General features: G+C 61.5%; 9 protein-coding genes and 1 pseudogene. 8 read left to right on the forward strand and 2 right to left on the reverse strand.

Translation table 11 applies throughout. From position 1 onward, the window contains the following. Positions 1-1281: ABC transporter ATP-binding protein (locus AAFX91_RS31625; RefSeq protein WP_394569210.1), on the reverse strand; the 1281-nt coding region annotated here is incomplete at its 3' end. A 379-nt stretch (positions 1282-1660) separates the two neighbouring features. Here AAFX91_RS31625 and AAFX91_RS31630 point away from each other — a divergent pair. The 8 genes from AAFX91_RS31630 (at position 1661) to AAFX91_RS31665 (ending at position 11881) form a co-directional block, all read left to right on the forward strand. After that, a complete protein-coding gene (locus AAFX91_RS31630) occupies positions 1661-3001 on the forward strand; it encodes an 8-oxoguanine deaminase (RefSeq protein ID WP_394569211.1) in 1341 nt (446 codons plus the stop codon). A gap of 246 nt (positions 3002-3247) precedes the next feature. Continuing rightward, entirely contained in the window at positions 3248-4732 is a 1485-nt protein-coding gene (locus AAFX91_RS31635) for a 4-hydroxyphenylacetate 3-hydroxylase family protein (RefSeq protein ID WP_282527312.1), read from the forward strand. Positions 4733-4749: 17 nt separating this feature from the next. Continuing rightward, a complete protein-coding gene (locus AAFX91_RS31640) occupies positions 4750-5943 on the forward strand; it encodes an amidase (RefSeq protein ID WP_394569212.1) in 1194 nt (397 codons plus the stop codon). Further along, positions 5940-6857, forward strand: a complete 918-nt coding sequence (locus tag AAFX91_RS31645) for a polysaccharide deacetylase family protein (RefSeq protein ID WP_394569213.1) — start codon at positions 5940-5942, stop codon at positions 6855-6857. The genes AAFX91_RS31640 and AAFX91_RS31645 overlap by 4 nt, the downstream gene beginning before the upstream one ends. Beyond that, complete coding sequence (locus tag AAFX91_RS31650; RefSeq protein ID WP_394569214.1) at positions 6854-8359, forward strand: amidohydrolase family protein; 1506 nt, start codon at positions 6854-6856, stop codon at positions 8357-8359. Before AAFX91_RS31645 ends, AAFX91_RS31650 begins: the two co-directional genes overlap by 4 nt. Before the next feature lie 4 nt (positions 8360-8363). After that, positions 8364-9821: an FAD/NAD(P)-binding protein gene (locus AAFX91_RS31655; protein WP_394569215.1), complete on the forward strand. Its 1458-nt coding sequence runs from the start codon at positions 8364-8366 to the stop codon at positions 9819-9821. A gap of 40 nt (positions 9822-9861) precedes the next feature. After that, on the forward strand, positions 9862-10923 hold the full coding sequence (locus AAFX91_RS31660) for a hypothetical protein (RefSeq protein WP_394569216.1): 1062 nt from the start codon (positions 9862-9864) through the stop codon (positions 10921-10923). Further along, positions 10904-11881, forward strand: a complete 978-nt coding sequence (locus AAFX91_RS31665; RefSeq protein WP_394569217.1) for an ABC transporter substrate-binding protein — start codon at positions 10904-10906, stop codon at positions 11879-11881. The genes AAFX91_RS31660 and AAFX91_RS31665 overlap by 20 nt, the downstream gene beginning before the upstream one ends. A gap of 540 nt (positions 11882-12421) precedes the next feature. Here AAFX91_RS31665 and AAFX91_RS31670 read toward each other — a convergent pair. Beyond that, positions 12422-12508: pseudogene (locus tag AAFX91_RS31670) on the reverse strand (carbon monoxide dehydrogenase); the annotation flags it as partial. Between the last annotated feature and the right edge of the window lie 68 nt (positions 12509-12576).

Here is a 12576-nt window from a genome sequence, read left to right on the forward strand (position 1 = left end):
AGGCTTCCTCCTAAAAGAAAGCCTTGAATCACGTTCAATCTGATTTGAGAATCCCAAGAGTCCACACGGCCTAGAGGCGACCGATTGGTCGCCGCCGCATTTGACCTTGAATCGCTCGATCACGTTCTTTGAAAAGGCCTTCATGACCGACGGATGGATGATGCCCCTCTGCACCATGCCCTTTCGCGCTCCGGTCAGAAGCGCGTTCTGAGCCAGGCTCATCGGCGGCACCGCGCCGCGTCCAAGCCGCTCCTCCGGAACGAAGGTCAGGCCAAGCGCGCGCCGCTGCGCCGGATTGAGCTTGCCGGCCGGCTGCCCCAACAGCTTGATCATGGAAGCCGGGCTCAAGCGCTCGCCCGAGAGCGCCGTCATCAATTCCTTCTGGCCGTTGCCGGAGACGCCGGCGATACCGAGGATCTCACCGCTGCGCACCGTCAGGTCGATCTCCTTGAGCGACGTCCCGAAAGGATCAGGCGAAGCCAGCGACAGACGCTCGACCTTCAGTCTTTCTTCTTTGGCTTCGCGCGGCGTGAGGCGGCATTCCGCCAGTTCGCCGCCAATCATCATCCGCGCCAGGCCTTCATTGGTCTCATTGCGCGGAATAGCCGTGCCGCTGACCCGTCCGCCGCGCAGCACAGTTGCGGTATCACAGAGCGCGCGGATTTCATCGAGCTTGTGGCTGATGTAGAGGATGCTGCATCCTTCCGCCGCCAGCCGGCGTAGCGTCTTGAACAGGGTAAGGACGGCCTGCGGTGTCAGCACTGACGTCGGCTCGTCCATAATCAGGAGCTTCGGCTCCTGAAGCAGGCAGCGAACGATCTCAACCCGCTGTCTTTCGCCCACCGACATGCTGTGAACCAGCCGATAGGGGTCGACGGGCAGTCCGTACTTCTCCGATACTTCTGTTATCCGCGGCGCCAGCTTCGCGGTCGGAACAGGCTCATCCAGCGCGAGTGCGATGTTCTCCCAGACCGTCAGCGTCTCGAACAGCGAGAAATGCTGGAACACCATGCCGATGCCCATTCGCCGCGCCTGTGCCGGCGCGGCGATGGTTTCATACTGATCGTTCCACATGATGGTGCCGGCGTCCGGCTTGGTGACGCCGTAGATCATCTTCATGAGCGTGCTTTTGCCGGCACCGTTCTCGCCCAGCACGGCGTGGATCTCGCCAGGACGGATGCTTAGCGAGACATCGTCGTTGGCGACGACACTGGGATAGCGCTTGGTGATACCAGTCAGCACCAGACGCGGCTTCAGATTGGCAAATCCAGACTGGTCCATGTCTCCGATGAGCCTCGATCCCGTAAAAGCACGGATCTCGCCGCGCTCATGGTGAACACAAGCAAGCTGCGCGCCAAGTCGCTGCAAGGGGAGGTCCGGGGCACGGCGGAATCGACAACCGACAGGCGCCTCGCTCACCCACCGCCGCCGCGAGGTTGACGGCTGGCACCGCATTTCGCTGAGCGATGTCGCGGCGGTGCCTTACCGCGGAATGAGCTTGATAGTGTCTGGCATCCGTCTTGCTCTCCGACCGATCGGATTTGCGGAGGTCGAGAATGCCCTATGTCAAAACGCGTGATGGTGCCCGCCGAGCTGTTTCTTGCAGCGGAATCAAACCGCTCACTCGCGCACAAGAAGCCGGTTTAGCGGCGCTCATCCGATGAAGACCTGGATTCGCGATCCGATTGCCATGCTGGCGGATGGCGGCAAGCGCGGGCTTGTCATTGAGGACGGAAAGATCATCGAACTGGTCGGATCGGACGGCCCGACAACGCCATGCGATGAGATATTCGATGCACGCCGCCACGTGATCATTCCCGGCCTCGTCAATGCGCACCACCACTTCTTCCAGACACTGACGCGCGCCCACCCTCAGGCAATCAACAAGCCGCTGTTCCCCTGGCTCAAGCAGCTCTACCCGATCTGGGGTTCCCATCTCGACCGCGACCGCTTCCGGCTCGCGGTCCGTGTGGCGCTGACCGAACTGTTGATGTCCGGCTGCACCACGGCCTCCGACCACCTGTTCGTTTTTCCGCAAGACATGGCTGACGCCGTCGATATCGAAGCGAAGGAAGCCTCTCGGCTTGGAATGCGGATGACGCTGACGCGCGGCGCCATCAATCTCGGCTTTGCGAACGGAGGCATCGCCGACGAACGATTGATGCAGGATCACGATACGGCGATCGCCGATTGCGAACGGGTGCTGGCGAAGTATCACGATCCTCGCGAAGGCTCGCTGCTGCGCGTTGCATTGGCGCCGTGCGCGCCGTTCAACGTCACGCGCCAGATGATGATCGACACGGCAACACTTGCTTCGAAGCATCACTGCCTGCTCCATACTCATCTCGGCGAAACGCATGATGAGGATGATTACTGCCTTCACCATTATGGCTGCCGTCCGCTCGACTATCTCGAACAGGTCGGCTGGATGAACGAACGCGTCTGGCTCGCACACGGCATCCACTTCAATGACGCCGAAATCTCGCGGCTGGGCGCGCACGCCATGGGCGTCTGTCACTGCCCGACCTCGAACATGGTGCTATCGTCGGGCATCTGCCGGACCAGGGATCTGGAAGCGGCGGGCGCGACCATCGGCCTCGGTGTGGACGGCTCTGCCTCGAACGACAGTTCGAACCTGATGGAGTCGGTGCGCCACGCATTCCTGCTTGGACGGCTCGCGTACGACGCATCCGCAGTCACCCACCTCGATGCGTTCAGGTGGGCGACGGAAGGCTCCGCCCGATGCCTTGGACGCAGTGATATCGGCAAGATCGAAGTTGGCCGTCAGGCCGACCTTGCCTGCTTCACGCTGGAAGAATTGCGATTTTCAGGAGCCGGAGACCCGATCGCGGCTCTGGTTCTCTGCGGCGCGCATCGAGCGGACCGCGTCATGATCAAGGGCAAATGGCGCGTCACGGATGGCGCACCGGTCGGGATCGATGTCGCTCAGCTCAGATACGAACATGGCAGGGCTGCGGCGGCGTTTCTCGCCAGCATCTAGCTGCCGAGTAGCGACGCATGAAGGAGCTGGCCGCATGCAACTGCACACAATTTTCGCGTCTCCATGCTCAATTCCTGACCACACCATTCGATAGCCGGCGAAAAACTCTGGAATAGTCGGCGATCGCACTGCCCAACGGTTCAGCTTGACCACCGATCTTCGCGAACACTAGTGTCAATGACGCTTCCGGCTGCAATGGGTAAATGCCTGGCGTCGGATTCCAGCACAATTTTGCGGAGTCCTTGCATGGCCAAAGACGGAAACGCCTATCTTTCAAGTTTGCGCGACGATCGCTCGATCTACATCGACGGGCGAAAGGTCGCGGATATCACGACCGATCCCAGCTTTCGCAACGTCATCGAGACCGTCGCCGGCCTGTACGATTTCCAGGCCGCGCCGGAAAACCTTGATCTGATGACGTTCCGGTCACCGACCAGCGGCGAGCGGGTCAACCTGGCGTGGCAGCTTCCGAAGACCTATGGCGACCTCGTGAGGCGGCGACAGGCCATCGAGACATGGTCGACACTGTCATGCGGCATGATCGGCCGATCGCCCGACCATGTGGCGTCCACGCTCGCGGGCTTCCGGATGGGACTTGCAGCCTTCCGCGACCATCACCCCGCCCGCGCGGCCGCACTGGAATCCTATTTCCAGTACGCCCGGGACAACGATCTCTTCCTGTCCTACGTCATCATCAATCCGCAATCGGACAAAGGCAAATCAGCGGGCGAGCAGCCGGATCCACATCTGGTGGCTTCCGTTGTCGACGAGGACAGCGGCGGCATCACCATCCGTGGCGCCAAGATGCTGGCGACCAGCGGCGTGATGGCGAACGAGCTTCTGATCTCGGGCTTTCAAGCGTTGCAGGCAGGCGACGAAGCCTACGCTTTCACGGCCGTCGTGCCATTGGGCGTCAAGGGACTGACGTTGATGTCCCGCCGCAGCTACGAGCAGAATGCCACTTCGACGTTCGACTATCCGCTCTCTTCCAGGTTCGACGAGAACGATGCCGTCGTCCATTTCGACGACGTCAAGATACCCTGGGACCGCGTCTTCGTGTTCAAGGACCTGAAAATGGCCCAGGCCCAGTGGCACGACACCCGCGCGCATGTCTTCCAGAACTATCAATGCATGGTCCGCTTGATGGTGAAGTTGAGATTCCTGCTGGGAGTGGCGCGCAAGATCGCCGAGACCAACAACATCATCAACTTTCCGCAGGTGCGCGAGGCTTTGGGTCTGATGGCTGCGAAGGTGAGCAACATCGAAGCGCTCGTGATCGCGATGGAGATGAAGGGCGAGATTTTCGGCGAGTTCTACGTGCCGGACCGATCCCTGCTCTGCACGGCCCAGGTCATCGCGCAGAACACCTATCCGGAGATCGTGGAAGCGATCCGTTCGCTCTCGGGCGGCGGCATGATCATGGTGCCCTCTTCCTATGCCGATTTCGCAACCCCTGAAACCAATGCCATCATTCACAAGACGCAGCGTTCGCCGATCACGACGTCGGAGCAGCGCGTCAAGCTGATGAAGCTTGCCTGGGATGCGGTCGGTTCCGAATTCGGCTCACGCCATCTGCAATATGAAATGTTCTATTCCGGCGCACCGTTCGTGACGCGCGGAAACAGCTTCCGGTTTTTCGACTGGGATAGTGTCAAGGGCTCCGTCGACCGATTCATGAGTTCCTATGATCTGCCGAAAGGCGATCTGAAACTTTCGGATGCCGCAGAGTAGCCGGGCAGTTGCGATCGATGGTCAGTGCGGAAGAGATCAGGCGTCTGGCATTCGTGGGGCATGGCCCCTCTTCGCTCAGGCTGGTCGAGCATGGGCCGCTCTCGGACCTTTCTTTTGCGGCCAAGGACCTGATGGATGTGGCCGGATACAAGACGGCGTGGGGAAATCCGGACCGGTTGCGGGGCGCCGATCCGGCCGTCGCGACCGCGCCGGCCGTGCTGGCCTCGTTGATGGCTGGCGCGCACCTCGTTGGAAAGACGCATACCGACGAAATCGCCTGCGGCATGTTCGGAATGAACCCGCATTTCGGGGTACCGATCAATCCAAAGGCACCGGCGCGCGTACCCGGCGGATCGTCCAGTGGTTCGGCCTCTGCCGTCGCGGCCGGCTTTTGCGACTTCGCGCTTGGCACCGATACGGGCGGTTCGATTCGCGTGCCCGCAAGCTTCTGCGGTCTCTATGGCCAGCGCACGACTTACGGCCGTTTGTCGGTCGCCGGCATTATGGCGATGGCGCCGAGTTTTGACTCCGTCGGCTGGCTCGCGCGCGATGCGGGAACGATGAAGCGCGTCGGCGAGGTCTATTTCGGAGCGAGCGGCCCGTTCAAGCCGGCCCGCCTGCTGCTCGCGCGCGACGCGTTCGACGTCCCCGTGCGCGAGATCGGCGGGGCGCTCCTGCCTGTGGCAAAGTCGCTTGGCGGCGCGACTGAAGTTGCCTTGTTCGAGGAAGGAGTCGAGTTCTGGCTCGACACATTCAGGCCGCTGCAACTCCACGATCTCTGGTCCACGCTCGGCGCGTGGGCCACAATGCCGGGCCGAACGTTGAGTCCCGCGGTGGCCGAGCGGATCGAGCTTTCATCGCACGTCGATCCCGCAAAATTCTCGGCCGCGGCGGTGCGTCGCGAACAACTGACGGACCGGCTGGTATCGCTGTTGGGAAACGATGGCGTTCTGATGATTCCGACCGCGCACGATCTTCCGCCACTTCGCGAGGCCCCGGTTTCGGCGCAGATCGAATTCCGTGAAAAGACGCTGGCCCTCACCTGTGTCGCGAGCCTGTGCCGGCTGCCACAAATCAACATCCCGGCGATCACCATCGATGGCTGTCCGATCGGACTGTCGTTCATCGCGGGGCCACGGCGCGATCAGCTTTTGCTCGATCTTGCCGTCAGGATCGGCGATGCCTTGCCGGCAGCTTCGGGCGCACAATGAAAGGCCACGACGAACGGGATTTCATCGGCTACGGCAGAAGGCCGCCAAGGCCGCGCTGGCCCAACGACGCACGGCTGGCAATCGTGATCGTCCTCAACATCGAAGAAGGCGCCGAACCATCGATCCCAGATGGCGACGGCGCAACGGAACTGGCGCTGACCGACGGCATCGCGCAGGAGGTCCCGACGGGAATGCGGGATTTCGTCGCCGAATCGCTGTTCGAATATGGCGCGCGGGTCGGCTTCTGGCGGATCGTTGACACCATGGCCGAACGCAGCGTCCCGCTCACCGTCAACGCCTGCGCGCAAGCCTTGTTGCGCAACCCCGACGCTGCGGAGGCGATCAAGACACACGGTTTCGACCTGTGCTGCCATGGCGACCGTTTCGTCCGGCATTTTCTGATGAGCGAAGCCGAAGAACGAAGCGCCATTGGCCGCGCCGTGGCCGGCTTCGAGCAGGCGGTCGGACGCCGTCCGCTCGGCTGGCAGAGCCGCTATTCGCCGAGCCGGCATACCCGCGCGCTTCTGGTCGAGCATGGCGGCTTTCTCTACGATTCCGACAGCTATGCTGACGACTGGCCTTACTGGGTAAGGGTCGGCGAACGTCCCCATCTTGTCATTCCGCACAGCTTCACCAACAACGACAATCGGCTTGCGACCGCAAAACTCGGCACGGCGAACGATTTCTTCGACCATCTTTCGTCGGCCATGCGCGTCCTCCATGAGGAAGGCCGCCGTCACCCGCGCATGATGACGATCAGCCTGCACAGCAGGATTTCCGGCCAGCCGGCCCGGTTCGAGGCCGTCACCCGGTTTCTCGATTTTGCGGCGAAGCACGAAGCCGTCTGGTTCGCCGGCCGTAGTGACATCGCCCGGCACTGGATTGCGACCCATCCCCCAGGACAAGATCAATGACGGCGCAGGAACGTCTCTTGCTAGCGGGAGGCCTCGTCGTCGATCCGGCATCCGGAACGGTCGATCGAAAGGATCTGCTGATCGAAGACGGCAGGCTTGCCTGGATCGGAACAACCGGCGGGGCACCTTCGAATTCAGCAACGCGGCACAACGTCAGCGATCGGCTGATCGTTCCCGGTCTCGTCAACTCCCACACCCATGGCCACGCCAATCTGATGAAGGGCATCGCCGAAAGGTGGACACTCGAGGCGTCGCTGACGAACGGACCATGGCTCGCCGGCCCGCGCGATCCGGAGACGATCTATCTGTCGACGCTGGTCGGCGCCATCGACATGCTGACGAAGGGCTGTACTGCCTGTTTCGATCTGCTCTACGAGTTTCCGCGGCCGACGGTGGAAGGCTTCATGGCGGCGGCGCGAGCCTACGCCGATGCCGGGATGCGCGCCGCGCTCGCGCCGATGATCGCCGACCAGACCCTGTTCCAGTCGATCCCGGGACTAGCGGACGCGCTGCCGCCGGATTTGCGCGCGTCGGTGGGCAACTTCTCCCTCGCAAGCGGCGAAAGGACGCTTGCGGCCATCGAAGAAATCGTGACCACGCGAGCGCAACTCCCCAAGGGCATCTCGATCGCCATCGCGCCGACGATCCCGCATCACTGCTCGGAGCCTTTCCTGCAACGCTGCATGGAGATCGCCGACCGCCACGGGCTGCCGATCCATATGCATATCGCAGAGTCGCGGCTACAGGCGGTCGCCGCCCGCAAGATCTATGGCCGCTCCCAAGTCCGCTATCTTGCCGACCTCGGCATGCTCCGGCCCAAATTCACGGCGGCGCACGGCGTCTGGCTCGACGATGACGACCTCGACCTGCTCGCGGAGCACGGCTGCTCGGTTGCGCACATTCCCGCAAGCAATTTCCGACTCGGATCTGGCATCGCCCATGTCAGGCCGATGCTGGCGCGCGGGATCAATGTCGGGCTGGCGACCGATGGCGCAAACTCCTCCGACTCCCTGAGCATGCTGCAGGCGATGCGGCTTGCCTCCTTCTCAGCCCAGGTTTTCGCCGGCCCACGTGACGAATGGCTGCAAGCCAGCGAAGTCGTCAGGCTCGCGACCCGAGGTGGCGCGCAGATCCTCGGTCTCGGGGCCTGTGGGCCGATGGAACAAGGAGCGTGCGCCGACCTCGCCCTGCTTGATCTGAACCACATCGATTTCATTCCCGCCACCAATCTCCTCAACCAGCTGGTGACAAGCGCGGACTCCGCCACGGTGACGGACGTCATGGTCGGCGGCCAATTCAAGGTCGTCGATCGGAAGATCGTTTCGATCGACACGCGGGAACTGCGCAGCCGGGTCGCTGAAAGCCTCGCGAAGCTCTCGGCCGCAACGTGCGACGCCCGGACCCTTGCCGGCCGGCTCGAACCCCATGTCGTGGCTTTCGCCCAGTCGATGGCGCAGGAGCCGCTTTCGATCGAACGGCGTATTCCACTGGAGGCGAGATAGCCTGATGCTTGCGACGAATAAAGCAAGAGACGCCCTGATCGAGCTCGAACGGCGTGTTCGCTTTGAGCTGGATTGCCTCGGCTACCCGGCCCGGCAATGGACGATTCCGCATAACCAGGAGGGCGAGCCCGTGCACGACGCCGTCATTGTCGGCGGTGGCCAAAGCGGAACTTCGATCGCCTTTCGCCTCCTGCGCGAGCGGGTGACCAACGTTCGCGTGCTCGACAGGAATCCTGCCGGTCTCGAAGGTCCGTGGCTAACATTCGCCCGCATGCACACGCTGCGAACGCCAAAGACCGTGACCGGCCCGGATCTCGGTCTTCCCAGCCTCTCGGTCCGTGCCTGGTGGGAAGCGCTCTACGGCGCGACCTCCTGGGAGGAATTGAACAAGATCCCGCGCGAACTCTGGCAGGCCTATCTGACCTGGGTGCGCAACACCATCGGCATAGAAGTGAGCAACGGGGCCGAGGTAACCGATATCGAACCGCTCTCGGGCGGCCTGCTCGCGGTCCACGCGTGCGTCAACGGCGCGACGGAGAGGCTGCTGGCCCGCAACGTCGTGCTCGCCACCGGGATCGAAGGGTCCGGACAGTGGGCCGTGCCCAACGTGATCGCGAAGGCATTGCCGCGAGAGCGTTATGCTCATACCGCGGAGCCGATCGATTTTGCCGCACTGGTCGGACAGAAGGTCGCCGTGATTGGCGCCGGCGCTTCGGCCTTCGACAACGCCGCCATGGCGCTCGAAAATGGCGCGATGGCAGTCCATTTGCTTGCGCGGCGAAACAAGCTCCCAACCGTCAATCCCAATCGCTGGATGGAGTTCGCAGGCTTCCTGCGCCATTTCGGCGATCTCGATGACGCCCGCAAATGGCGCTTCATGAAGATCATCTTCGACATGAACCAGCCGCCTCCGCAGGACACGTTCGACCGGTGCGTTCGTCACAACAATTTCTTCGTGCACCTCGACTATCAGCTTGAGTGTGTCGGCTTCGATGCCGGGAAGATTTCGCTGACCAACTCGGGGCGAACGGAGACCTTCGATTTCCTGATCGTTGGCACCGGATTTACGGTCGATCTTGCCGCGCGGCCGGAATTGGCCCGCTTCCATGACAAGATCACCCGCTGGTCCGATCGCTATCAGCCGCCGCCCGGCGAAGAACGTCCGCAGCTCGGCGCCTACCCTTACCTGTCACCCAGTTTCCAGTTCACCGAGAGGGTCGCGGGATCGGCGCCGTATCTCGCCAACATCTTCAGCTACACGTTTGCGGCGATGCCGAGCCTCGCCTGCTCCGCCGGCATCTCCGCCCTCAAGTTCGGCCTCGAGCGTATCGCCACGGGCATCAGCCGCGGCCTGTTCGTCGACGACGCCGACGCCCATCTTCAGTCGCTTCTCGATTACGACGAACAAGAGCTCGACCCCGCCGATCTGCTTAAGCGCGAAACTTGGGGAAGCGTCGCATGAGTGATACCCGCCCCTGCAAAGCTACAAGGAACACATCGCCATGGTGAGCGTCGAGGACCGATCCAAGCGCATCCTGGAGTCAACGCTGAAGATACAGAGCCCCTTCGAACTCGACCAAACGCTTTGTCTTTACAGTCCGCAGGACAATGTCGACTCGCTGAAGCATCCGCGCATCGCCGAATGGCTGCAATTTATCCAGAACGAATATGAGCCTGAGCTGGCGTCCGCGCGCCGTCACGTGCTGCTGTTCATGCCCTGCACCAAGACCAAGCCGTATCCGTTCTCGACCGAACATATGGCGATCAACCAGCGGCTGCTGGATGAAGGCTTCCGTCCGACGAAGCGCACATATCTTCCGCAGGAATTGCAGGCTCGCCTCGAATCTCCATTTTCGCCGGACGTCTTGAATCTCTCGCCGCTCGCCAATGACAGCGGCACGGTGCTGCACCGAATGGTGATCTCGGAGCCCATGGCCGTCGTTCCCTACGAGCATATCGTCGAATATCGCGGCAAACCTTCACCGGCGGCAGCCTATGACGATCCCGGCCTGTTCGAGAACAGGGGCAACGCCGTGTCGCCCTGGAGGGCGGACTCGACCGCAGTGCAAGTCACGGCGACCCGCTGGAAATGGGGCGACGAAGAGCGCCGGCACTATGTCATGATGCACAACGAAATGGCACGCATCTTGGCTAACGTCGTCGCGCGGGTCGGCCGTCACTATAGCGACATTGTTTCATGGGTCGCGCCGGGCCTCACCCATCGCAGCTTCGTTCTGTCGCGCAGCGAGCGCGCCACTCACCACGTCACGACCTCGCGCAAGGTCGGCAGCAAGCGTCTCGAATTGATCGGTGCCAACGACCATCTTGCCACAGGGCAGAAGATCGCCTGCCTGCCCATGCCGGACGACTGCAAGCTGGCTATTCAACGCCTGTCGCAGCGGCTGAGGGTCGACATCTCCAAGGCAACCGCCATCTACGCACGCGGCGGCGCCAATGCGACACCGCTCGCATTGCCGGAGCTGTTGGACGTTCTCGTCAAGCGGCTGACCTCCAACGACCTCAAGGCCGAAGAAAGCAGAAAATATGGCAGCCTTGCCTCTTAAAATTGGGCTCAGCGACTCCGATCGCACCCGACCGATCGCGAACGGCGAAGTGTCGATCGCCGGCGTCGATGCCAATGTGACGTTGATGGGCGTGCAAGCGCTTTTCAACAAGCAGCTGACGGAACATACCTTCGATTGCTGCGAATTTCCGATCACTTCCTACCTGAGGTCGCTCGAACGCCCGGAGCGGCCTTATGTGGCGGTACCGGTGTTTCCCTCGCGACACTTCCGCTTCTCGAACGTCTTCGTCAACGCGTCAAAGGGGATCAGGACACCAGCCGACCTCGCCGGCAAGCGTATCGGCATGCCCGTATTCGACATGGCAGCCGCAGTCTGGCTGCGTGGTATCTTTCAGGATTATTTCGGACTGCCGCGCACCTCGCCGATCTACGTGTCGGGCGGCCTGGAAAATGCCCGCAGCGGCGACGAGCATCCGCAATTCTATCCCGACCGCTTCAAGCACGAGCAAAGGAATGACAAGAGCCTCGCCGTCTTGCTGGCGGAGGGCGAGATCGATGCGCTATACACGGCGCGAGCACCGAGCACCTGGCGCGCTCCTATGGTGACCCGCCTGTTCGAAAATCCCATGGAGGCAGAGCTCGCGTATTTCTCCAAGACCGGCATTTTTCCACCCATGCACCTCATTGCCATCAAGCGAACCATCGCCGAGTCCGACCCCGGCCTGGCCGTAGCCGTGTTCGATGGTTTCGCCAAGGCTCAAACGATCGCCAGAGAGCGGCTGTTCGATTCGGCGGCGCTGAGTACGATGCTGCCGTGGCAGCTCGAGAACCTGATGTTCACCGAGCAGCAACTCGGCAGCGACTACTGGCCAGTTGGCCTCGCAAAGAATCGCTCAACTCTCGACGTCATCAGCCGCTACATGTTCGAAGATGGCCTGACCTCCAGAAAGCTTGCGCCCGAAGAGCTCTTTCCTCAACCAGATTTCCTTGCCACTTAGCAAGTCGGAGAAGACCGAATTCGCGGAACGTGGCCGCGAACTCCCGAAGAGAGTCCGATTCCTCAAGTCAAGGCAGAGCCAGATTTCATCCCGTTTGCGAGTAAGCGGTCAGAAAAACTCGGGTATACGGGTGAGCTGCAAAGGGTCAGCGGGCCGCCTAAGCGTTGCCACCCATTTAGCTGGCATCTCGCTCCGAATCAGGAATTGTACAGGGCGCTGTACAGACCTTTGTGCAGGACGAAATAAGCCCGCTCCGAAGACAGCGGAACTGTCTGTTGCAATGGGGGATTTTGGCGGTGGCGGAGAGAGTGTCAGTCAATCCCCATTGAAAGATAGAGTATTTTCGACTCTGCTGGGCCAAAACCTACCATTTGAGCCACGCCGGAAACTGAGAGTTTCGCCTCCGACAATAGTTACATCGCGCTAACCACTATCGCTGGATCCCAGTTCGCGTACCGGAGGGCGGCCTAACTTGCGACATGGCGACTTGATAGCCAACCAAAAGCCGCCGTTCGTGCGCGATCCATTGCTAAACCCCAGTTAGAGCGCTCGTGCAAAATTTGCGAAGAATTCATCCGCGAGTTTTTTGGCTGTGCCGTTGACGAGTCGCTGGCCCAGCTGCGCTAGGCCGTGTGGACAGTTACCTTATCCAGAGCAGAGTGGCGGCAATGGCGACGACGGCGAAGTAGTTTCGC

Source organism: Bradyrhizobium sp. 31Argb (assembly GCF_043638955.1).
Lineage (GTDB): Bacteria > Pseudomonadota > Alphaproteobacteria > Rhizobiales > Xanthobacteraceae > Bradyrhizobium.